Origin of the sequence: Collinsella aerofaciens (assembly GCF_025289055.1) — a bacterium.
In the GTDB taxonomy this organism is placed as follows: Bacteria; Actinomycetota; Coriobacteriia; order Coriobacteriales; family Coriobacteriaceae; genus Collinsella.
In genome coordinates this window covers 28,336-50,405 of record NZ_JAESIQ010000012.1, presented here as the reverse complement: position 1 = coordinate 50,405, position 22,070 = coordinate 28,336, and the positions used below count along the sequence as shown (strand labels likewise).

The 22,070-nt window shown below is 60.6% G+C and carries 20 protein-coding genes; 9 read left to right on the top strand and 11 right to left on the bottom strand.

Going from position 1 to position 22,070, the window contains the following annotated elements; translation table 11 throughout:
- Positions 1 to 45 precede the first annotated feature (45 nt).
- A complete protein-coding gene (locus JMJ97_RS04995) occupies positions 46 to 1,950 on the top strand; it encodes an elongator complex protein 3 (RefSeq protein ID WP_260699361.1) in 1,905 nt (634 codons plus the stop codon).
- Positions 1,951 to 2,829, top strand: coding sequence for a spermidine synthase (locus tag JMJ97_RS04990; RefSeq protein ID WP_260699360.1), 879 nt, complete (start codon positions 1,951 to 1,953; stop codon positions 2,827 to 2,829). It abuts the gene before it with no gap.
- A gap of 27 nt (positions 2,830 to 2,856) precedes the next feature.
- Here the strand turns inward: JMJ97_RS04990 and JMJ97_RS04985 are convergent, their stop codons facing one another.
- The 9 genes from JMJ97_RS04985 to JMJ97_RS04945 all read right to left on the bottom strand — a co-directional run bounded on the left by JMJ97_RS04985 (position 2,857) and on the right by JMJ97_RS04945 (position 12,606).
- Entirely contained in the window at positions 2,857 to 5,301 is a 2,445-nt protein-coding gene (locus JMJ97_RS04985) for a DEAD/DEAH box helicase (protein WP_260699359.1), read from the bottom strand.
- A 117-nt stretch (positions 5,302 to 5,418) separates the two neighbouring features.
- Positions 5,419 to 6,723 carry an ATP-binding protein gene (locus tag JMJ97_RS04980; protein ID WP_260699358.1) on the bottom strand — a complete coding sequence of 435 codons (1,305 nt, stop codon included), beginning with the start codon at positions 6,721 to 6,723 and terminating at the stop codon, positions 5,419 to 5,421.
- Positions 6,716 to 8,476 carry a TerB N-terminal domain-containing protein gene (locus JMJ97_RS04975; RefSeq protein ID WP_260699357.1) on the bottom strand — a complete coding sequence of 587 codons (1,761 nt, stop codon included), beginning with the start codon at positions 8,474 to 8,476 and terminating at the stop codon, positions 6,716 to 6,718. The genes JMJ97_RS04980 and JMJ97_RS04975 overlap by 8 nt, the downstream gene beginning before the upstream one ends.
- Before the next feature lie 88 nt (positions 8,477 to 8,564).
- The gene (locus JMJ97_RS04970; protein WP_006234467.1) at positions 8,565 to 9,281 is read right to left on the bottom strand and encodes a DUF554 domain-containing protein; all 717 of its coding nucleotides are present in this window, start codon (positions 9,279 to 9,281) and stop codon (positions 8,565 to 8,567) included.
- Between the two features lie 118 nt (positions 9,282 to 9,399).
- Entirely contained in the window at positions 9,400 to 10,830 is a 1,431-nt protein-coding gene (locus JMJ97_RS04965; RefSeq protein ID WP_161115339.1) for a hypothetical protein, read from the bottom strand.
- 18 nt (positions 10,831 to 10,848) lie between these two features.
- The gene (locus JMJ97_RS04960) at positions 10,849 to 11,130 is read right to left on the bottom strand and encodes a hypothetical protein (RefSeq protein ID WP_195240628.1); all 282 of its coding nucleotides are present in this window, start codon (positions 11,128 to 11,130) and stop codon (positions 10,849 to 10,851) included.
- The gene (locus JMJ97_RS04955) at positions 11,114 to 11,713 is read right to left on the bottom strand and encodes a hypothetical protein (protein ID WP_006234462.1); all 600 of its coding nucleotides are present in this window, start codon (positions 11,711 to 11,713) and stop codon (positions 11,114 to 11,116) included. Before JMJ97_RS04955 ends, JMJ97_RS04960 begins: the two co-directional genes overlap by 17 nt.
- Positions 11,714 to 11,803: 90 nt before the next feature.
- Positions 11,804 to 12,313: a hypothetical protein gene (locus JMJ97_RS04950; protein ID WP_161115341.1), complete on the bottom strand. Its 510-nt coding sequence runs from the start codon at positions 12,311 to 12,313 to the stop codon at positions 11,804 to 11,806.
- A complete protein-coding gene (locus JMJ97_RS04945; RefSeq protein ID WP_117746255.1) occupies positions 12,310 to 12,606 on the bottom strand; it encodes a hypothetical protein in 297 nt (98 codons plus the stop codon). Before JMJ97_RS04945 ends, JMJ97_RS04950 begins: the two co-directional genes overlap by 4 nt.
- Before the next feature lie 346 nt (positions 12,607 to 12,952).
- Here JMJ97_RS04945 and JMJ97_RS09605 point away from each other — a divergent pair, with 346 nt between their 5' ends.
- Genes JMJ97_RS09605 through JMJ97_RS04930 form a run of 3 tightly spaced genes read left to right on the top strand, consistent with a single transcriptional unit; the run spans position 12,953 to position 16,578 of the window.
- Positions 12,953 to 14,554 (top strand): FAD-binding oxidoreductase, encoded by a 1,602-nt coding sequence (locus JMJ97_RS09605; RefSeq protein ID WP_260699356.1) that lies wholly within the window; start codon positions 12,953 to 12,955, stop codon positions 14,552 to 14,554.
- 2 nt (positions 14,555 to 14,556) lie between these two features.
- Positions 14,557 to 15,372, top strand: a complete 816-nt coding sequence (locus JMJ97_RS04935; protein ID WP_117769804.1) for an electron transfer flavoprotein subunit beta/FixA family protein — start codon at positions 14,557 to 14,559, stop codon at positions 15,370 to 15,372.
- Positions 15,373 to 16,578: an electron transfer flavoprotein subunit alpha gene (locus JMJ97_RS04930; RefSeq protein ID WP_117769803.1), complete on the top strand. Its 1,206-nt coding sequence runs from the start codon at positions 15,373 to 15,375 to the stop codon at positions 16,576 to 16,578.
- On the opposite strand, the gene JMJ97_RS04925 is transcribed toward JMJ97_RS04930, so the two are convergent.
- Complete coding sequence (locus JMJ97_RS04925; protein ID WP_195240638.1) at positions 16,575 to 17,387, bottom strand: HD domain-containing protein; 813 nt, start codon at positions 17,385 to 17,387, stop codon at positions 16,575 to 16,577. The genes JMJ97_RS04930 and JMJ97_RS04925 overlap by 4 nt on opposite strands.
- A 126-nt stretch (positions 17,388 to 17,513) precedes the next feature.
- Between JMJ97_RS04925 and JMJ97_RS04920 the strand changes: the two genes are divergently transcribed.
- The 4 genes from JMJ97_RS04920 to JMJ97_RS09600 all read left to right on the top strand — a co-directional run bounded on the left by JMJ97_RS04920 (position 17,514) and on the right by JMJ97_RS09600 (position 21,014).
- Positions 17,514 to 18,206 carry an AzlC family ABC transporter permease gene (locus JMJ97_RS04920; RefSeq protein WP_138375065.1) on the top strand — a complete coding sequence of 231 codons (693 nt, stop codon included), beginning with the start codon at positions 17,514 to 17,516 and terminating at the stop codon, positions 18,204 to 18,206.
- Positions 18,196 to 18,519, top strand: coding sequence for an AzlD domain-containing protein (locus JMJ97_RS04915; RefSeq protein ID WP_055310541.1), 324 nt, complete (start codon positions 18,196 to 18,198; stop codon positions 18,517 to 18,519). The genes JMJ97_RS04920 and JMJ97_RS04915 overlap by 11 nt, the downstream gene beginning before the upstream one ends.
- Positions 18,520 to 18,660: 141 nt before the next feature.
- Positions 18,661 to 19,683, top strand: coding sequence for a 2-keto-3-deoxygluconate permease (locus JMJ97_RS04910; RefSeq protein WP_195240640.1), 1,023 nt, complete (start codon positions 18,661 to 18,663; stop codon positions 19,681 to 19,683).
- A gap of 188 nt (positions 19,684 to 19,871) precedes the next feature.
- Entirely contained in the window at positions 19,872 to 21,014 is a 1,143-nt protein-coding gene (locus tag JMJ97_RS09600) for a GGDEF domain-containing protein (protein WP_195361638.1), read from the top strand.
- A gap of 100 nt (positions 21,015 to 21,114) precedes the next feature.
- Here the strand turns inward: JMJ97_RS09600 and JMJ97_RS04900 are convergent, their stop codons facing one another.
- Positions 21,115 to 22,050, bottom strand: a complete 936-nt coding sequence (locus JMJ97_RS04900; RefSeq protein WP_260699355.1) for a DMT family transporter — start codon at positions 22,048 to 22,050, stop codon at positions 21,115 to 21,117.
- Positions 22,051 to 22,070: the final 20 nt, after the last annotated feature.

Here is a 22,070-nt window from a genome sequence, read left to right as displayed (position 1 = left end):
CGAAGCCGAGGTCGGCTCCGGCGCCTTTGCCTTTACAATGGGGGCATGGAACAGATTATCTTGAACATACTTGAGGCCCTGCGTCGCGGCGAGACCGTGGACGACAAGGCGCTCGTCAAACTGATACATGCCGAGGCGCGCCGTGAGGGTGCCGACAAACGCGATTTGGCCAAGCGCCGTCTGCTGCCGTTTTACCAGCGGGTTAAACGTGAGGAGCCGGCTCGGTGGGCTGCGTGGAATGTCGATTCCGAACTGGAACGTCAACTGCTGCAGGTCCTGCGCATGAAGCCTCGTCGCACGGCTTCGGGCGTGGCGACCATTACCGTCATCACCAAGCCCTGGCCATGCTCGGGCGATTGCCTGTTTTGCCCCAACGATCTGCGCATGCCCAAAAGCTACCTGCACGCCGAGCCGGCGTGCGCCCGTGCGGAGCAAAACTGCTTCGATCCGTATTTGCAGGTGAGCGCTCGCCTGACCGCGCTTTCGCAAATGGGGCATGCGACCGACAAGATAGAGCTCATCGTGCTCGGTGGTACCTGGAGCGACTATCCGGAAGGCTATCAGACATGGTTTATGTCGGAGCTTTTCCGCGCGCTCAATGACGATGCCGTCGCCGGCGTGGCGGCCAACCCCATGTTGGCGCGTCCGGGCACCAGCCGTGCCGAGGCGGGGCGTCTGCTCGATGACGCTCCCGCCGATGCCCTGCCGCCTGTGGTAGCAGAGCGCCGTGAGCGCTATCGGGCCGCCGGCATTGCGACAGACGAGGTCGAGCTTGCTGCCGGCGTTGCCGACGAGCAGGGGCGTGTGGATGCTGCCGTGGGCGGCTATAACCGTGCGGTGCGTCGTCTGTACGGTCCCGGTACGCCGTGGGGCGAGGTCACTGAGTGGCAGACGGCAACGATGGAGGAGCTTGAGCGTCAGCAGCGCATCAACGAGACGGCGAAGCATCGCGTGGTGGGGCTCGTTATCGAGACGCGCCCCGATGCCGTGACGCCCCAGGCGCTCACGCTTATCCGCCGCCTGGGTTGCACCAAGATTCAGATGGGCATCCAGAGCCTCAACCAGCATTTGCTCGATATCAACGAGCGTCGCATTTCGGTGGCTCAGATCGAGCGGGCGTTTTCGCTTGCGCGTCTGTTTGGCTTTAAGATCCACGCGCATTTTATGCTCAACTTGCTGGGCGCCACGCCCGAGGGGGACAAGCGCGACTACGAGCGCTTTATGACCGAGGGGGCCTTTATGCCCGACGAGGTCAAGGTCTACCCGTGCGCGCTCATCGAGGGCTCGCGTCTGGTGGGCCGCTATGAGCGCGGCGAGTGGCGCCCCTATACCGAGGAAGAACTGCTCGATGTGCTGGCCGACGACATCGTGGTGACGCCGGCGTTCTGCCGCATCAGCCGCATGATCCGCGACTTTAGCTCCGACGACATCATGGTGGGCAACAAGAAGCCCAACCTGCGTCAGCTCGTTGAGAACCGCCTGGCTGCTCGGGGTGACGGTGCGACGGTGCGCGAGATTCGCTATCGCGAGATCAGTACCGCGGGTGCCGACCTGGATGAACTGTCTCTTGATGAGGTCGCTTACGAGACGCCGGTGACGCGTGAACGCTTTTTGCAGTGGGTGACGCCCGAAGGCAAGATCGCCGGCTTTTTGCGTCTGTCGCTGCCCGTTCGCGCTTTTGTTGCCGCACATGCGGACGAGTTGCCGACGATGCCGGACGAGGCGATGATTCGCGAGGTACACGTGTATGGCATGGCGGCGCGCGTGGGGGATCAAGGCCAGGCAGCCCAGCACCATGGATTGGGACGGTCGCTGGTGGAGCGTGCGTGCCATATTGCTCGGGACGCGGGCTATGCGCGCATCAACGTGATCAGCGCGATTGGTACGCGCGAGTACTATCGCCATCTTGGATTTTATAACTATGGCCTTTATCTGCAAAAGGAGCTCTAGATGAACAAGCCGAGTGTTTCTGCCGGCGTCGTTGCCGGCGTTGCTCTGGGAGCCGCGGCGCTTGGTGCGGCCGCCGTCGCTGTTCGTGCTGCCTGTCTGCAGGTTGCGCGAACCCGCAATGGGTTGGCGCGTGTGAAGCGCGTGCACGACGAGGGCGGCGACGAAGTCCGCGTATTGGTACAAGGCGGCGTCTACCAAAGTGCAAGCTACGTTGGCGAGCGTTGGGCGGAGCCCGTCTTTAGGTACTATCGTTCGTTTGACGACGTGTTTGAGGCCGAGGATGCGATGCGCGACGCTTACGGTCACGGTATCGACCGCATGCTTATGCTGGGCGGCGGCGGGTTTGCCTATCCCAAGTTCGCGCTGATGTCGCACGAGGACTTGTGCATGGACGTTATCGAGTATGACGGAGAGATTACGCGCCTAGCGCGCCGCTGGTTCTACCTGGACGAGCTGGAGCGTGCGGTGGGCGACCGCTTGCGGGTGATTACCGCTGAGGCTCGCTCGTATTTGGGTGTGACGAGCGTGGGCCATCGTCGCTACGACGTGGTCGTGAGCGATTGCTTTGGCGGTGTCGAGCCCGTACGCGAGCTGGCGACGGTTGAGGCGTTGCGTTTGGTGCGAGGCAGCCTGAACCCCGGGGGTATCTACGTTGCCAATATCGTGAGCGCAAACGAGGGGAGCGACGTAACGTTCCTGCGCGATTGCGCCGCCACGGCGCTCGAGGTGTTCGCCCACGCCTGGGTGGTCCCATGTGGCGATGCAGAGTTCGGCGGTGAGGAGAATTATCTGCTCATCGCCAGCGACGGCGACTACGCCTTTGCCGAAGCTGTGCCCTTCGACACCGACTTCCTCGGCACCGTCCTTCACGACAAGTAAGTCTCCCCGTCCCAAAAAGGACTGGTCTTAGGCGTGGTCGCGCCAGCTGAGGACGCGCTGGTTCATGCCCTCGATGTCGAGCACGCCTTCGGCGAAGCCTTTGCGCACGAGCTCTTCGGGAACAAACTCGTCGTAGCGGTCAAAATAAGGCACCTCGCCGGGATAGACGAGCTCGATGGGATCGAAGTCTTTCTCGGCCTCGGCGGCGAGCACCTCAAAGAACGTCTCCTCGTCGGCCTGCATTTTAAACTGCATAAAGTACGGGCGTGACGGGTCGAGTCCGCGAAGGCCCAGCTCCGCGGCACATTTAATCTTGAGCATGCGCTCGAGTGCCAAAAAGGCGTAGCTGCCCAACCAGGGGAAGAGCACCCAGGTGTCGCCGCCCAGGTTAATGAGTGGCTTGGTCCCCGCGCCCGAAATCTCGGCCGTATGGCGAGCCTGCGCCAAGCGGGCCCGTGCGTTACCCATGAGGTACGGATATGCTGCGTGCTCGTTGAGCGCTTGGCGCATGCGTTCGAGTACGTGTGTATTGATGTCACCGGGGCAGTCGCCAAAGTATGCCGGCACACGACCTTTGACTTGCGTGGCAAAGACGGTGTGTCGCTTCCAGTCCACTTCCTCGACAATCCAGCAGTGTCCGGCGATGGCGATGCGCTCGCCGGGCGGTGGCGGATTGACGATCGTGCCCAACTCGGCCGACTCGCTGCGAACGGTGAACTCCTCGTTTTCCTGGAATACGGCGTAGAACTTAAAGTTGTTAATGATGCGCTCGCCCGCGAGACCCACGATGAGCCCGCCACCTTCGGTGACCTGGATATGGTCGATCTTAATGAGGTGACGTAGCAGCACACGGTAATCGTCTGCCGAGACACGGTGGAAATAGCTGAGCGTGAGCACGCGCTGGGCAAGTTCGGCCGGCGTGAGCTCGCCGGTGCTGGCGAGGGTCGACATAGTCTGGTGATAGAGCAGGCTGTAGGGGAGTCGATCGAGCTCGGGCGGCTCGACCCACTTTTCCTCGCGATAGAGTTGTACGAGCGCGATACCCTGCAGGAGCTTCCACGGAATGGTCTCGGGCATCATCGTGCGCGGCTCGGGTTCTTCCTCGCGCATGACAAACCACATCTCGGGCGGAAGGTCGCGGCGTCCCGTGCGCCCCATGCGCTGCAAAAAGGAACTGACGGTAAACGGCGCGTCAATCTGGAAGGCGCGCTCCAGGCGGCCGATATCGATACCGAGCTCCAGCGTAGAGGTGGTGACGGTTGTCTGCGCCTGCTCCTCCTCGCGCATGAGCTCCTCGGCCGTCTCGCGCAGCGATGCCGAAAGATTGCCGTGATGGATTAGAAAGCGGTCGGGCTCGTGTCGACTTTCGCAGTAGCTGCGCAGCATGGAGCACACGGCCTCTGCCTCCTCGCGCGAGTTGGCAAAGACCAGGCACTTGCGGCCGCGCGTATGCTCAAAGATATAGCCCATACCGGGGTCGGCGTTGTCGGGCGCCGTGTCGGTGGGGTTGAGAAGCGCCTGCTCGGTCGCTCGTGGGATGTCGACTTCGCCCTCGGGGGCCGAGGAAGTGCGACTGCCCTTGGGGGCAGCCTTGTCCCGTGCCTGCTCGCGACGTTGGCGGCGTTCCTCCTGTGTGAGTTGCCCGCTATGGCGCATGTCTTGGGTGCTGACGGGCAGTGCCGCGGGTGGTGCCGCCTCAATGCGCTCGCATGCGAGCACCTCAGCTTCCTGCGGACCTGTGCTCGCGAATCCTCGCTGCTGCGCCTGGGGACCCGAGTTGTAGAAGTGCTCCATGGAGATACGCCACACGCGGCGCGGCTCCTCAAAGCGGGGGATGACGCAGTCGCGTCCCGTCCCCTGCGACAGGAAGGCACCCGTGCGCTCGGGGTCGCCGATGGTGGCCGAAAGGCCGATGCGGCGGGGCTGCACGCCTGCCATGCGCGAGAGGCGCTCGATAAGACAGAGCGTCTGCCCGCCGCGGTCGCCGCGCATGAGCGAATGAACCTCGTCGATGACGACGTAGCGCAGGTCGCAAAACATGCGCGGGATCGCCATGTGCTTATGGATTAAGAGCGCTTCGAGTGACTCGGGCGTAATCTGCAAGATGCCGCTCGGTTTTTTGATGAGCTTAGCCTTGTGCGACTGCGAGACATCGCCATGCCAGTGCCAGACAGGGATATTGGCTTCCTCGCACAGGTCGTTGAGGCGGACGAATTGGTCATTGATGAGCGCCTTGAGGGGGCCGATGTAGAGGGCGCCCACGCTTGCGGGCGGGTTCTCCCAAAACTCGGTCAGGATGGGAAAAAAGGCTGCCTCGGTTTTGCCGGAAGCCGTGGATGCCGTCAGGAGCACATTGTCCTGCGTGTTAAAGATGGCATCTGCCGCCGCAACCTGGATAGAGCGCAAGCTCTCCCAATCGTGGGAGTAGATGAAGTCTTGGATAAACGGGGCGTAGCGGTCAAAGGCGTTCACGGGGGCCTCCTCTCAAAAACGAATCTCTCAACGCGGCTGGCAACGGCTTGCTGCATTACTGCTTCAACGCTCGCCCAGATAAAACCTACCAAAATGAACCTGTCCCTTTTTGGCAGGTTAGATGGTGAATTCGGCGAAGTTACGGTCGCCGCCTGCGGTGCCGGTGTCGTCTGTTGCGGCTGCCGGTGCCAGCGCGTCGCCACCGACGCTTTGCAGCAACTCGGCCACGTTAGCATCGGGATTTTGACACAGGATGTCGAGCAGCTCGATAAAGTCGCGGATGACCTCGCGGGGCGTCAGATGCGTGTCGGCCCCCACGCGGCCAAACTCAATCTTGAGGAAGTCCACCAAGTCGTTCTCGGTAAGCGTGGGCGTCCAGCCAAAGTAGCCGGCGTGAATTTGCATGAGTTTTTCGATCAGCACCAGCAGCTCCTCGTAGGTGAGTGGCTGCAGGCGGATGATGGGCGCGAGCATGTCCTTAAGGTCCTCGCGTGCAAAGCGGCCTTGAGCGAGTCGGCTGCGCAGGGCCTCGTAGGAGAACACGCCACGGCGGCGGTCTTCGATGGAGGTTGGCGTGCCGCCCATGATCATGCCCAGGTACTGCGCCTTGCCCTGGAGCGTGTCGTTGTACATGGTCAGGATCTTCTCGTAGTTGTATTGGCGTGTGATGGCGTTGGGAATCTTATACAGATTCACGAGCTCGTCGATGAGCACCAGCATGCCCTTGTAGCCGCTGCAGACCAAAAAGCGCGCAATGAGCTTAACGTAGTCGTACCAGTCGTCATCGCTGATGATGGTCGAGGAGCCCAGCTCGGCGCGTGCCTCACTCTTGGTGCGGTACTCGCCGCGAATCCATTTGGTCACGCGGCTCATAGCCTCTTCGTCGCCCTCGGATACGGCCGCGCGGTAGCGGCGGAGCATGCGGGTGAAGTCGAAGCCGTGGACCATTTCCTCGAGCGGGGCCAGTTGGGCATTGACGGCAGACTCGTCGGCATCGGCACACGAGGCGACCCAGCGATCCAGGATAAGGTTGAGCGCACCGCCCTCGGGGCGCGTTTTAGTCGATATGTTGCGGATGAGCTCACGGTAGGTGGCAAGGCCCTGTCCCTGGCCGCCCTGCAGGCGGCGCTCGGGGGATAGGTCGGCATCGGCCACGACGAATCCCTCGCCCATGGCGTGCGTGCGGATGGTCTGGAGCAAAAAGCTCTTGCCGGCGCCGTAACGACCGACTAAGAAGCGGAAGCTCGCGCCGCCATCGGCGATGAGACTCAAATCGGTGAGCAGGGCGCGAATCTCGACCTCGCGACCCACGGTGATATAGGGAAGGCCGATGCGCGGGACCACGCCGCCCTTGAGCGAGTTAAGGATAACGGCGGCGACGCGTTTGGGTACACGGGGCGCTGCGGATGCGGTATCACTCATGGTCTAGGTATCCTCTCACGTCTGCTTCGTAGTCCTCGATAATCTGCGGCCCTGCCGCGCTAAATTCAATTACGGTGTCGCCCACCAGGTCAAAGAGCGCCTCGTTGATGCTGTCGACGAGCATGTCCTCGCTCTGCCCCGATTGCACTACCGCCGATTCCGCCTGTACTGCGTTGTGCTCGAGCAGCGCGCGGAGATAGGCGTCTGCGGCAGGCGTGAGTTCGTTCGTGGCGTCAGCGGGCGCAACAGCTGCGAACGCGGGCGTCGGCGCGAGAAGCGGTGCCACGACACCAAACTGTTCGGTGGATATGGTTGGCTCGTCGGTCTCGTCCTGCCGAATGGGTGCCGCGACCGCCTCGACAATCGCGTCGGCTACGGGCTCGGCTTCCGGTTGCCCTGAGTCCGCTGCCTCGGCTTCCACAGGTGCGCCGTCCTCGCGCTCTTCGTCGATTAAAAGTGCTTCGCGCGTTTGCGCAGCGGCGCTCCGAATGTGCCCCAGCTGACTCAGATCGATATCGATCTTGACGGGCTGGTGTGCGGCGTCCCACGAAAGCCATGCCATGATCTCGTCATCGATAATCTTGGCCAGATATTTGGGGACCTTTTCTTCCTTAAGGGGATGGGCGGGGTCCAGCGCCAGGCGCAGGCGTTGGTCGCAGGCGCGCATCATTTCACCGAGCTTGCTGCTCTTTTGCCTACTACCATGGATACGCATACATTCCCAAAAGCCGTTTTGGCAACGGTAGATGTGGATGGGATCCAGGCGGTATTCGCAGTCCTCGTGGCGCTCGGGCGCAAAGAATACGGCCGAGGCAAACATGGTGTAGGGCATGGCCGTCTCCTCCCCAAATAAGCTCGCCACGATGCCGGTCTTTCGGTGCGTGTCATAGTAGCGTGCCATACGGACATACACGGCGCACGCCACGTGGCGCAGATCGCGGTGGTGGCTGCGGTCGAGCCGCGAGTTACTTAGGTTGTACGTGGAGAGGGCGTTGATGGCGGTCATGAGTCGCTCCTCGCGCACCTCATCGGGCGGAAAGGGGAGCGTGGGCTCGGAGGTTTTGCGACGCTTGGGGGTCTGGCCGGACGGTGCCGGTGCTGGTACAAGGTCTCGTGCCGCGCGCCGCAGCTCGATAAGGGCGTTATCGAACATGACGGTTTTAGAGTCGCGAAGCAGCTTGGGGTCGAGCCCGTGGAATACGGCGTAATCCTGCAGCCACACGCGTGCAAATCGGTCGATGCCGGGCTCGAAGGCGCGATAGACATCCCAAAAAGCCTTGATCTTGTTAAAACCATCGAGCGGGTCATCTACGCCAATGCCGCAAATCAGCTCATAGAGATACAGAAAGGCAAAGGACGTAGACGTTTCCTCGACGGTTCCGCGGCGCACTTGGGCACGCCAGGTAAAGTAGCCGCGCAACTGCCGGTCGCTCATGGCGTTGTAGGTGGGAAAGTACGACTTAAAGGTGCCGTTGTAGGGACAGTCGTCCTCAAAGTCGGCCATCAGCAAGCCTTGGCGGTAGAAAAGCTCGGCCTCCGATAGCCAGCGGCCCGCGCCGCCCTTGGGGTCATCCTGCCAGCGCGATATCTCGCGCATCTTGCGGTATTGGTCGGGGAGGAAATTCTGCATCTGTCGGCCGGTTTTGAGAATCGGCTCGTCTGCGTAGATTTCGTTTGAGAAGCGGGCGGACTGATGGGTCCGGGCCTCGGCCATAATGCGCTCGATGAGCATCTTGATGTCCTGGTCGGCCACCGCTTCTCCTCTCCTAACGCAGCTACGGTGACCTCATATCATAGCACAGCATCAAACAGGTGTTCGAGATACCGCTGCGTTGATAGATTTAGAACAGGAGGGCGTAGATGACGGCGATGACGACGGAGGGGAGCATATTGGCCGTGCGGAAGGTCTGAGGACGGATGAGGTTGACGCCGACGCAGAAGATGAGCATGGAGCCTACGAGCGAAAGGCTGTTGAGGGCTGCTGTGGTCATGATGGGGGAGAGCGCGCCGGCAAACAACGTGATCGTCCCCTGGAACACGGCGACGGGCAGGGCGGAGAAAATGCAGCCGCGGCCAAGCGACGCCGTCATGGTGCAGACGATGATGCAGTCCAATGCGCCTTTCAGGGCAAGCGTTGACCAGTCACCGAGCAGACCGTCCTGGATCGATCCCACAATTGCCATGGCGCCGATACACACGGTGAGTGAAGTCGAGACAAAAGCGTTGGTGAACTCGTTATCGCCCTCACTGCCGGTCTTGCGCTTGAGCCATTCGCCAAGGTTCTCGATGGCGGCTTCCAAGTTGACGGCCTCGCCGATGAGCGAACCGAGCGCAAATGAGACGATGAGCATGGTGGTGCCGGTGGTCGCTAGCGCCTTCCCATCGATAAGGAGCATCTTTTGCATGGTGCCGCCAAGGCCGATAAACAGGACGCACAGCCCCGATGCTTTCATGAGTGTGTCTTGGATGCGCGGTGTGATGAAGCGGCCGCCCGCTAATCCCAAAAGACCGCCCGCAACTAAAAGCACAACGTTGATGATTGTTCCCAAGCCCGGCATGAGCCCTCCTGTATTGATGCCAACGTGGCAATCGTAGCAGAGTGGAATGCGAGGTACATCGCGACTCATCTAATACGTTATATAAGTGGCATTAGCAACGACGCGCAGCATTTAAGCCTCAGGTGGTTGTCGGGACATAGGGATAGTATTCAAAGCGCAGTGTCATAAGCCGCTGCGGGGATTCAATAGCCGCGGCGATGATATTGGCATCGCGGGCACGATCAAACCCTTCGAGTTCGATCTGATACGAGACGTCTTGCATAATGTCCAGACGTCGCCAGGCTAGGAGTGTGTCACCATCGAATTCCAAGGTCTTGCCTCCGTCTGGAGCAACGGCGTATAGACGCAGCTTGGCGGTGGTTGCAGGGTCGACAACCGTGACCTTTTTAATTTCGTTTCGAGTATTCTTGGCGCCCAACAAGGTGAGCAGTGTTGGGGCCACGACCTCGCCCGATGGCAAAAAGACGACTTCGATGGATTCGGGAAATGCGATGATAGCCGACTTGCGGACGGGCTGATTGGCGGCGGCAACTTCGATGTTCGCAGCGTCGATGACCTCTGTGTGGTCGAGTGCGGCAAGCACGCAACAGTTACCTTCATCGATCTCTTGAGGATCAGCAAGCCCCAGACTGTCCGCGAGCTCGGGATCGTTTGGATCGGCAGCGGGCTCATTCGGTGCTTCGAAAGAAGCTGGGGCGCTGTTTGTCGGCGACGGCGTGTCGCCCGCACCTGCTTCTTTATCCGCGCTCTCTTCTTGTATGGTTGCGTTGATGGGTTCGTCGTTTGAGGGGAGCGTCTTGGCGTCAAGCGCGGAGGGGAGAATTCCGATGGCTCCGGATCCGTTCCACTCCATTTCGAGAAGCGCCGGGTCGGCAAGAATGCGTTGCCTGCTTTGCGCGTGGGCATCGATTTCAATAGGGCCTGCCTCTATCCCTCGTGTAAGACTGAGTGATCCGGCTGGCTTCTCGAAATGAGCGTTTGTGTCTTTGGCGCTGACGGCGTAGAACAGCAGGGACGCTTCTCCCGCCGCGATGGCATCGGTGCCGGCTTTGGTCAGTCGCAACGATGCCGTGAATGAGAGGGTGGGCTGCGCATCGTCTGCATTCGCGGCGGCGCAGCCCAGACATATACCGCCTCCTTTCTCGAAAAACGTACCGTCGAAGGCGACCTTCGCTCCGTTCGCCGAGTCATCGACCGAAGCGATGTCGATGCGCAGCTCTAAATTGCATGGATCGCCATCCGCATCGAGCACAACCGAGCGCCACATGCAGACGGCGCACCCCGCCTGGGAGCCGTTTGCCTTGTTCGAACGATTGATATCCACGACTATCGAGCCGTCCGTATTACGACGAAGGCATCCCGAGGTTGAGATTGCGGCTTGTGCGATCGAAAAACGCTTACACGCAATGGCACTCGACGGATTTGGTGCGGAGCTTAGGGCTGCTGGTAAGGAGTCTGCCATGACGGGAGTCGCCCAAGCGGCGACGGGCGTTCCGGTTGCGAGCGCGCCGCAGAGTGCGACGACGGGCAAAAGGTTCTTTGATGCCATGGGGTCTCCTTAGCTAATTTAGTGCGGCCTGTCCGTGTTTTGTTTCTGGCTGCGTTTGATGTGCAGACCGAGGCCGGCGGTCCCCGCGCCTGCTGCTGCGGCGCCTGCTGCCAAGAGCCATCGTCTGTCGCCTGTCTGCGCCAACGGTTCCTCGCGGTCGCCGCGGTCGAGCTCCGAGAGGTCGACCGTCACTTGCGTGGCGGCCTGCGCCTGTTCTTGCTGGGCAAAGGCCATGGCTGGCCCAAACGCTAGGATGCTGACGGCGGCGGCCAGGGCGACAGCCTTATGCCGTGTGCGCACCGGGCTCGACCGTCCAGGTGATCGTTGCAACCTGATCGCCTTCGCCGGTTACGCGGAAGATGTCGCGCGTGACGCGGGCGACGTTTCCGCTTGTCTTGAGCTTAATTTTGTCCTTGCCGCCGGCAATGCCCTGGTAGCCCATGTCGAAGGCTGCATTCTTGGAAAGATCGAGGCCCGTCCCCTGCGTTGCGGCGCTGGCGTTCTGGAGTGCGCCGTCGGGGCCGACCTTAAAGTCGATGGAGTTCTGTGCGGTTCCGGCTTTGGCGTCGGCAGCAATGGTCCAGGTGTTCATGGCGTCGATCTTCATGTTGGTGACATGGATGCCGTAGGCCGAATGATTGTCGATGGTGGTCGCGTCTTCTGAGGGGCCCTGAAGCGTGCCGTCGGCCTTGGCGACGAAGGGAATAACCGTCGGAACTTTGAACTCAACGTTGTCGATCTCGGTCCTGACCATTACTTTCGTGGTTCCAACGCGCCCGGCTGCCATAGCTGGCGTCGGGGCGGCGCCCATTGCGAGCGCGAGCGCGAGCCCTGCGCCCACGACGAGCGCTCTGGCTCCGTTCATGTTCCTGGTGATGTCCATGGTCGTTCCTTTCTATTCGCCGCGGGCCGTCCCCGCGATGATTGGACGAATGCTGGTGAATTGCGTGCGGTGCCGCGTCGGCCGGAAAAGCTAGTTCTCGGCTTGCTCAACCCGCACCTTGACACGTGTCGGATTGCCGTGGCTGTCGAGGGTCTTGGCATCGAGTGCCTGGATCTCGATGTACGCCTCGCCTTCTTTGATGTCGCCGGCGGGGCACGTTTCGATTGTCTTGCCGGTCTCGACCACACCGGATTCGTACATGGTCTCGTCGTTTTGGATGACGCGGAATCGCTGGGGAAATTTATTGTCTTGGACGTTTTGCACGTTGACGCGCAGCTTGCCGTCCTCCTGCAGCTGAGCGACCGGTGCGACCGAAATCGTCATCATGTTGTCGCGGACGATGGCGTCGAGCTCATCTTGGATTTCCTGACGCGTTTTGCCCTCGGCCGTCGTAACCGAAGCGCCCGCCTCGGGTACGGGCTGCGACTGCCAAGCGTATAGTCCTACGGCGACAAGGGCACAGACGATGGCCAAACAGGCAAGGATGAGCTTCTTGCGACGACCCAGGCCTGCAAAGTGGGGTGGCTTCTTCGCGCTCATGCGGCATCCTTGGCGGTATAGATGCGCGCAAAGGTGGACGGGTTCGCTCCAAAGAGCATGTGAAGCATCAGGCGGCGTGAGTAGACAAGCTCGTCGAAGTCGGGAGGGAGCTCGATGTCGTGGATATGCGCGATGCGGTGGGCGAGCGCCGAGAACGACTCGGGGTCGCAGATCACATCGGTGGTAACGTGGTAGACCGTCGTATCGGGGAATGCCTCTTCGTCGAAAGGCAGGAGATGGGGATCGTCGTCGACTTCGATGGCGATGCCGTACTGGGGCCAGTAATATGCCATGGGAACCTCCCTGCTTCTGGGGCCAAAACTTCTGTCGGTTTTGGCTGTCGATGCCGACGGTATCAGCCACTACTTGACCAATTGCTGACCAAATGCTTGACGGATTGGTGTCTCCGCAGGTAAAAGGCGGCAAAAAATACTCCAACTTTTTTCAAGCGACAATCGCGCGGTCGGCGACGGCGGGGCCATATGTGTCAAAAGCATCGTCTACCGAGGAAATCAAGCCGCTCGCCGAATTGTACGAACGTAAAAATCGCCAATTATGGAGACGGTCTCGAACACGTCGACGAAACGATGCGGTAACATCTCCCTGCAAACACTGTAGTTAGCTAAAGGGGGAGTTCGCGTGTCTGCAACCATCAAACCCTTCACCGACGAGTTCGAAGAGTATGGTCGCGATGAGTCTCGCGCATCGGGCGAGGCCTCGAGCATCTCGTTTCCGACAACGGAAGACGAGGTCCGTGCCATTTTGGAAAAGCTCCATGCCGAGCGTGTCCCGGTAACGGTTCAGGGCGCCCGAACCGGCCTTGCCGCCGGTGCCGTGCCCCACGGCGGGCATATCCTCAATACTTCCCGTATGAATCGCTACTTGGGCCTTCGCCGCGATGAACAAGGCCAATTTCTGCTGCGCGTGGAGCCGGGCGTTGTGCTCTCGGAGCTGCGCAAGCAGCTGAGCAAGAAGGTGCTGCCGACTGCTGGTTGGGACCAGGCATCGCTTGAGGCCTACGAGGAGTTCCAAGAGGCCCCCGAGCAGTTCTTTCCCACCGATCCCACCGAGGCATCTGCCTGTCTGGGCGGCATGGCGGCATGTAACGCCTCCGGTGCCCGCAGCTACGCCTACGGTCCCATGCGCCCACATATCACGGGACTCCACGTCGCGCTGGCTGATGGCGATTTGCTTGAGCTTCAGCGCGGCGAGGCTTTTGCCCAGGGCCGCCACCTGTCGCTCGTGACGGCAGTGGGCCGTACGCTCGAGCTCGATCTTCCCGGCTATACCATGCCCAAGACAAAAAATGCCTCAGGCTATTTCGTTGCGGACGAAATGGACGCCATCGACCTCTTTATCGGTGCTTGTGGCACGCTCGGCGTTATCACCGAGCTCGAGATTGCCCTGCAGGCGGCGCCTGCGGTCGTTTGGGGTGTGAGCTGCTTTTTCAATAGCGAAGACAAGGCCGTGTCCTTTACCGATTCCATGCGTCCCGTCCTGTCCCATGCGGCTGCCATCGAGTACTTCGACGCTGGCGCCCTGGATATTCTACGTCGCCAGCGCGAGCAGTCGACGGCGTTTGCCTCGCTGCCGGCGCTCGACAAAGAGGCCAAGGTCTGTGTCTACGTGGAGCTCGACTGCGATGACGAGGCCCAGGCGACCGAGGAACTGTACCACCTGGGATGGGTGCTCGAGTTTGCGGGTGGCCGCGACGATGCGACATGGGTCGCGCGCACCGAGGTTGATCGCGAGTGCCAGCGGTTCTTCCGCCATGCGGTCCCCGAGAGCGTCAACATGCTTATCGACGAGCGTCGCCGCACGGATCCCACCATCACCAAACTGGGTTCGGACATGTCGGTGCCCAATGCACGCCTTGCCGATGTCGTGGCCCTCTATCGCCGCACACTGGCCGAAAGCGGGCTTGAATCTGCTGCCTGGGGGCACATCGGTAACAACCATCTGCATGTGAACATCCTGCCGCGCGATGCGCAGGACTACCGTCGCGGTGGCGAGCTGTTTGCCCAGTGGGCTGCGGAGGTAACGGCTATGGGCGGTGCCGTTTCTGCCGAACACGGCGTCGGCAAGATCAAGGCGGGCTTCTTGGAGACGATGTACGGTCACGAGGCCATGGTCGAGTCGGCGCGGCTCAAGCTCCAGCTCGATCCTGCCGGGCAGCTGGGTCGCGGTAACCTGTTTTCGGAGAAGCTCTTGGATGAGCTCGTCCAGAAAGGGGGCGCGTGAAGATGAGCGATTTCCATATGGTGGTGTGCGTCAAGGCCGTGCCGGGCAGCACCGAGGTCAAGATGGACCCCAAGACCAATACCATCGTGCGCGATGGCAAGCAGGCGGTCATTAATCCCTTTGATGCGAGCGCTTTGGAATGCGCGCTGGCGCTGAAGGACGACTTTATCGGCTTTGGCATGGATGTGCGCGTGACGGTGGTGTCGATGGGCATCCCCGCGACCGAGTCGCTGCTGCGCGACTGCATCGCTCGAGGCGCCGACGATGCGCTGCTGCTGACCGATCGCGCCTTTGCAGGTGCCGATACCCTGGCAACCACCTATGCCCTCAAGTGCGGCATCGAGGCGCTCGACGAGGACTTCGACCTGCTCATCTGCGGCAAGATGGCGGTGGATGGCGATACGGCCCAGATTGGTCCCGAGCTTGCCGGTGCCTTTGATATTCCCTGCGTGACCGACGTGAGCTGCGTGCAGAGCGCGGGCTTTACGACCTGTGGCTCGCTGGCGCTCGTTCACGGATGCGATGCCGGCGAGGAGACGGTGTACCTTGAGATGCCGTGCGCGATGACGACTGCCAAGGAGATTGGCCAGTTGCGTATGCCGAGTATTGCCGGTATTCGCGCGGCGGAGGAGGCGGACGTGCGCGTGGTCAGTGCCGCCGACGTGAACGCCGACCCCGCGCGTTGCGGTCTTGCCGGGTCGCCGACACAGGTCGTGCGCTCGTTTGTGCCCGACCGTGACCAAACGTGCGAGGCCGTTGAGGGGACGGCGTCCGAGCAGGCGGCAAAGCTTGCCAAGATTATCGAGGGGATGGCATAGATGAGCGGACTGATTATCGATAGCGAAGCCTGTATCGGCTGCGGTCGCTGCGTTCGCGCCTGTGCCTCGGGCGGCATCGTAGTGGAAGGCGAGCGACCCAGCCGATGCGCCCGCGTAACCGACGGCTGCATCCTATGCGGTGGGTGCGTCGACGCCTGCCCTGTCAACGCTATCTCGATCGAGCGTGACGAGGCCGCTGGTGCGGTGGACCTTGATGCATATCGAGACATTTGGGTATTCGCGCAGACCGACGAGCACGATACGGTGACTCCCGTTGCCTATGAGCTTATGGGCAAGGGCCGCGAGCTTGCCGATGCTCGCGACTGCCGTCTGGTGGCACTGATCGGTATGGGTCCCGAGGGTTCTCTCGGCGACCTGGAGCATCTGGTTTGCGCGGGCGCCGACGAAGTCCTGGCCTGTCGCGACGAGCGCCTGCGCCAAAACGATGCGGAGGTCTACGCCCGCTTGATCTGCGATTTGGTAGCCGAACGCAAACCCGAGGCCATCCTATACGGTGCGACCGCTTTTGGCCGCGAACTGGCACCCGGCGTTGCCGTGCGCTTGCAGACGGGCCTTACGGCTGACTGCACCGTACTTTCGATGGATACGGAGACGGGGCTGCTGCAACAGACGCGTCCGGCGTTTGGCGGCAACCTGATGGCCACCATCGTCTGCCCCAATCATCGTCCCCAGATGGCAACGGTTCGTCCCGGCATCTTTAAGGCGCCCGACTTTGACTACGACCGCTCCGGCACGATCACCCAGATATCGCTTGCGGATGATGCTAAGGCTCGTGTCGAGATCTCGATTCCCGCCGAGGAGTGGAGGCAGCAGGCCTCGATCGCCGATGCCGAGCGCTTGGTCGTGGTGGGCCGCGGCATTGGCTCCAAGAAGAATCTGCCCCTGATGCGAAGGCTCGCCGAGGCTCTGGGAGCCGAGCTTGGTTGCACGCGACCTGTCGTGGAGGCCGGCTGGTTGGAGTGTCGCCATCAGATTGGCCAGACCGGCGTATCGGTTTCGCCCAAGCTTCTCGTGAGTATCGGTGTTTCGGGCGCCATCCAGCATCTTGCCGGCATCGGTGGGGCAGAGTGCATTATCGCCATCAACGAGGACCCGGATGCCCCCATCTTTGGTGCTGCCCAGTACAAGGTTGTCGGCGATGCCGTCGAGGTCGTCGAGGAACTGCTGGCCCAGCTTGAGCGCTAGGCGCGCGCCAGCCAGTCGCGCATCTCGTCCTTTAGGCACTCCCAGGTCGCTTGCGTGGTGGGATTGGTAAAGGGGCGCGTAATGCCAAAGGGTGCGTCGAGCAGGCGGTAGATATCGCCCTGTTCGCGCGCCAGCGCGCGGCTTGCTGGATAGACGAGCTCAAACATAAAGCAGATAAGCCCCACCAAGAAGTCGGCGGGCTCATCGCGCTCATCGCGTGCGACGCAGCGGTGCTCGTCAAAGGCGGCAAGTGTCGGCGACGAGAAACGGCTGCCGAGAAACGTCTTCTCGTCCACCTTGAGGATAGTGTCGACGGTGCTGTCGGCGATGGTGCGCATAATGTCGATCTTGTCACCATCGCGCACGATATCGCAGAAGCACCGTGTACGCTCGTCGAGTTGTGCCGGCAGGCGAAAGTCGCTGTGATAGGCGATGCTCGCTCGGATGAGCTCGTCATGCGCACCGGTTTCGATAAAGTCACGGATGTTTGTCGTGGCGGGTGCATCGGCGGGATTCTCGCCAAAGAGGACCTCGATGCCCAGCGCCGCATGGCTCATGCTCTCGGCGTCCTTAAAGGTGTCCCAGCGTCGCAGCTGCTCAAAGCGGCCCATATCGTGTAGCAGGCCGCAAAGCCATGCCAGGTCAATATCTTCTGACGACCAGCCCTGCTCGCGCGCTACGGCATCGCATGCCTCGGCCACGTGGTACGTATGCTCGATTTTGAGCGCGATGCGTGGGTTGGTGGCGTCGTAGGCATCGGTGTAGCTTTTGAAGGCCGCGCGCGCCCGGTCTCGATCGATAGCTGTCATAATGACTTCCTAAAAAGTTGTGTCTTTCGATCCGGTGGCAATTGTAGGTGAACTCGGTTGCTGTCGGATGATGATTCTGCCGTATCGCTACATGCGGCTCGGAGACCTTGTCAGGATGAGAAGCGTATGGTGCTCAAAATCGTTAGAACCGTCTGGCCGGTGATGCTTACCTATGTTGCAATAGGCGCGCCGTGCGGAATGATCATGGGGCAGACGGGAATGGAGCCCTGGATGGTCTTTGCCCTGAGCAGTACGTTTGTGACGGGCAGCGGCCAGTTTATGATCTGCAACCTGTGGCTGGCGGGTGTGCCGGCAGCATCGATCGTCGCGAGCGTTGCCGCCATCTCCTCGCGTTTTGCGCTTTACTCGGCATCGATCGCACCGCATCTGAGGGGTGCCTCGAAGCGTCAGACGCTGGCTGTTGCCGCGACACTTACCGAGGAGGCATATGGCATCTCGCTTGCCAAGTTGGTTGAAGGGGAGGATTGGGGCCCGCGCGAGTCCTTTGTGCTCAACGTGATCCTTATCGCAACATGGGGCGTTTCGTGTACGATGGGCGCCATCGTCGGCGCCGTTGTCGATGTTCCCACCGCCATTGCAGCCTTTGTCTGCACCTCGCTCTTTATCTGCCTGCTCTTTTCGCAGCGGCTGTCGCGCGGTAACGTTGTCGCGGCGGTTTCGGGCGCGGTGTCCGTCGCCGTATGCAAGTTCTTGGGCCTCGCGAATATTGCCGTGCCGGCAAGCGTCGTGGTCGGCATTGCCATTGCGCTGGCGTGCGATGCTGTATTTGACGGAAGAGGTGCCCGCGATGCCCGCTAACGAGTTCTTGGTTCTGTGGCTGTCGTCGTGGGCTGCTATCGCGTTCTTTCGCATCGCGCCGGCGTTCGCCTTGCGCGGGCGGACCCTGTCGCCCCGCATTACCGAGGCCCTGGGCTATATCCCGCCCGCTGCCTTTGCCGCGCTGGTCGCCAACGACTTGGTGAACCCCGGCGCGTTCGACGCGGGACTCTGGCCTGCCTTGGTTCCCTGGATTGCGGCCACCGGCGTCGTGGCGGTGGCAATCAAGACAAAGTCGATGTTGTGGTGCTGCGTTTCGGGCATCGTGTTCTATATCGTTTTGAGCCTCGTATAGGAGCAGGACGCGTTATCGTCCCGGCCTAACGAATCGAATTTCTCACCGAGGCGGTCTGCTTCTTCTGGTACCATGGTCAAACTTTACTGTAGCAAAGCGTGACGTGGGCTTTTGTTCTGCGTCAGCGGAAATGGGGGTTTCATGGCACAGGAAGCGACCGCCAGCGAGCAAAAGAAATTCAAGGTACCGCGCATCCCGGGCGACATCATGATCTATCCGATGATCGTCGGCCTTTTGCTCAATACCTTCTGCCCGCAGGTCTTTGAGGTCGGCGGCTTCTTTACGGCTGCCTGCCGCGGCGGCTCCAACACCATCGTTGCCGCGATCTTGCTGTTCGTGGGCGCCGGCATCAGCTTTAAGTCCACGCCGGGCGCCATCAAGACCGGCATCGTCGTGCTGATTCCTAAGCTTGTAGTGGCAGCCGCGCTGGGTCTGGGCGTCGCGTACTTCTTTAACGATAACTTTTTAGGCCTGAGCTCGGTTTCCATCATCGGCGGCATTACGTTTTGCAACATGGCGCTCTATACGGGCATCATGGGCGAGTTCGGCGATGAGTCCGAGCAGGGCGCTGTCGGTATCCTGTTCTTTACGGCCGGCCCCGCCGTCACGATGATCATCCTTGGTGTTTCGGGTCTCGCCAACATCCCCGTCGGCACCATCATCGGATCCATCCTGCCGCTTGTTATCGGCATGGTCCTGGGCAACTTGTTCCCGTTTATCAAGAACCTGCTGGTTCCCGGCGCCAATCCCGCGATCGCTGTAATTGGTTTTCAGCTCGGTGCGTCCATGAGCCTTTCGAGCTTCATCGCCGGTGGCATTTCGGGCATCCTGCTGGGCCTCATCACGCTCTTTATCGTCGGTCCCATTACCTTTGCCTTCGAGCGCCTGTGTGGCGGCAATGGTAAGGCGGCTGTGGCATGTTCCACCATTGCCGGCACGGCCATGACCACGCCGGTCGCCCTCGCCGAGGTCGCTCCGCGCTATGCCGAGCTTGCGCCCACCGCGTATGCGCAGATCGCCACTGCCGTCATCATCACGGCAATCATGGCCCCGATTCTGACCGGCTGGGTCGATAAGAAGTTCTGCCAGAGCAAGGAAGACCTGTCGCCTGCCGGTGTCGAGGCCATCGAGGAGGCTGTCGCGGCCGACATCGATGGCGAGTAGCAATCGATACCCATCAATGATTCCGGCGTGCAACTCGCGCCGTTTGAGCGCCCGAACGAGAGCTGTCTTGCAGTGACGTTCGGGCGCTCTGCTATTATTCCCCTTACCCCTGCGGAGAAAGGGGCGTTTATTGCCCAGACACGAATCGGGCGATTCTGACCACTTGGATATTGAAGGGAGGGCGTCTAGTGGTTAAGGCACTCAAGATTGAGATATTCCTGCTATGCATGATTGTTCTTATCGGGCTTGCCGTACGAAGCCGTCGCTCCCTGTTCTCGAGCACCCAGCAGCTTTTGTTTAGCATGCTGGGCTACACGTCTGCTGCCTACATTTTCTTCGATATGATCTGGACGCTTTCGGATGGTGTGGACGGCACGTTGGGCATTGCAGCCAACTGGATTTCCAACGCGGTTTCGTTTTCGCTCTTCGCCATCGCGTGTCTCATTTGGTTTATCTATTCCGAGACGATGCAGGGTTCTCACCTTGTGACCTCGCGCTATAGGGTGGTGCTTGTAACGTTGCCTACGGCTCTGGTGGTCGTGCTGGCTTTTACCAGTTACTGGACGCACGCCCTGTTCTATATCGATTCGCAGGGCGTGTATCGTCGCGGCTTTGCCTATATGATCCAGCCCATTGTCAGCTACTGTTACGTTATACATACGTCCCTGCATGCGTTTGTGCAATCTCGCAGGGTCGAGAGCCTGCAGACGAAGGCTATCTATCGAACCTTAGCATTTTTCGCCATTCCGGCCCTGGTGGGCGGTACCTTTCAGATCGTATACTCGGTGCCTGGCCTTTGTGTCGGCATAATGATTAGCATGTTGCTGCTCTATATCATCTGCCAGGAGCAGCTCATCTCGACCGACCCGTTGACTGGCCTCAACAATCGCAACCGTTTTGAGACCTATATGCTGTCGCTCTTCTCAAATGTTGGTCATACGGACGATGTGTATCTTCTCATGATGGACGCTGACGGCTTTAAGCAGATTAACGATCGCTATGGACATGTGGAGGGTGATCATGCTCTTCAGGTCTTATCTGCTGCGCTCAAAAAGGTCTGCACGGCGTCTGGCAGCTTTATCGCACGTTATGGCGGCGATGAGTTCGTAGTCCTTCAAAAGGCGGCAGCGGAACAGGACATCATACGTCTGTGCGCGGCAATCAACGACGAGCTCGCGCGCGCCGAGGTGCCGTATCTGTTGCGGATGTCCATCGGCTACGCACGGGTCGGTGACGGCGTCGATACCTGGCAAGACTTGCTTCGCGCTGCCGACGCGGAGCTCTACCGCGTCAAGGCCGAGAAAAAGAAGGCCGGCGTCCAGATACGCTAGGAAAAGGGCGCACGCTGGCGTGCGTGGCGCCCCTCGGCTCACCGATGTACTCCATTAAGCTAAAGTATGTGAATCCCTTCTGCTAAATAAGGGCAGCTCGTTAGGCCTTTTTGGGCCTGTTGACGATGATGATGCCGCTGCAGACCAACAGCAGGGCAACGATGACGGTAACGGGGCTCGTGCCAGCGCCCTCGCCGAGCAGCAGCGCGCTCAGCACCACACCAAAGACGGGGTTCATAAACCCAAAGACCGAGACGCGGCTGACGGGGTTGACGGCAAGCAGGCGCGACCACAGCGAGTAGGCGACCGCGGAGATAAGCGCCATGTAGATGATGAGCGCGATGGCGGGGGCAATCGCCGTGGGGGAGAGCGCGCCACCCATCAAAAAGCCGATGGCGGTGAGGACAAGGCCGCCGACCAAGAACTGCCACCCGGCAAGCAAGACGCCGTCGTGCTCGCGCGAGAAGATGCCAATCAGGCAGGTCGAAAGGGCACCCGCGACGGTGGAGGCTAGGATAAAGCCCTCGCCATCGAGCCTGAAGCCAAAGGTGCCATCCGCGCCCGAAAGGTTGACGAGCGCGACGCCGGCAAAGCCCAGTGCACAGCCAAGCACCTTGGCCGTATTGAGCTTCTCGGTGTGAAATGCCAGGGCGGCAAAGAGGATTGCGAGGAAGTTGGCGCTGGCCTCGATGATGGAGCTCGACATGGCGCTGGCGCGCGAGAGGCCCAGATAGAAAAAGAAGTACTGCCCGATAGTCTGGAAGAGCGACAAGACAAAGATGGGCTTGATGTCGCGCGCTTGCGGTATGAGGGGGCGGCGTTGGGCCGCGCTCATCCCAACGATAACCAGGGCGCCGGCAAGCGTAAAGCGTAAACCTGCAAAGAGCAGCTGCGAAGCGCTATCGTGCGCTGGGATGCCAAAGAGCGCGTAGCCGATCTTGATGCAGGGAAAGGCCGATCCCCAGAGTGCACAGCAAACAAGACAGCCCAGGATGAGTCCGGGCAGGGTGGCGAGATACGGCTTGCGGCTTTCCATGATGTCCTTCCTACATGCGC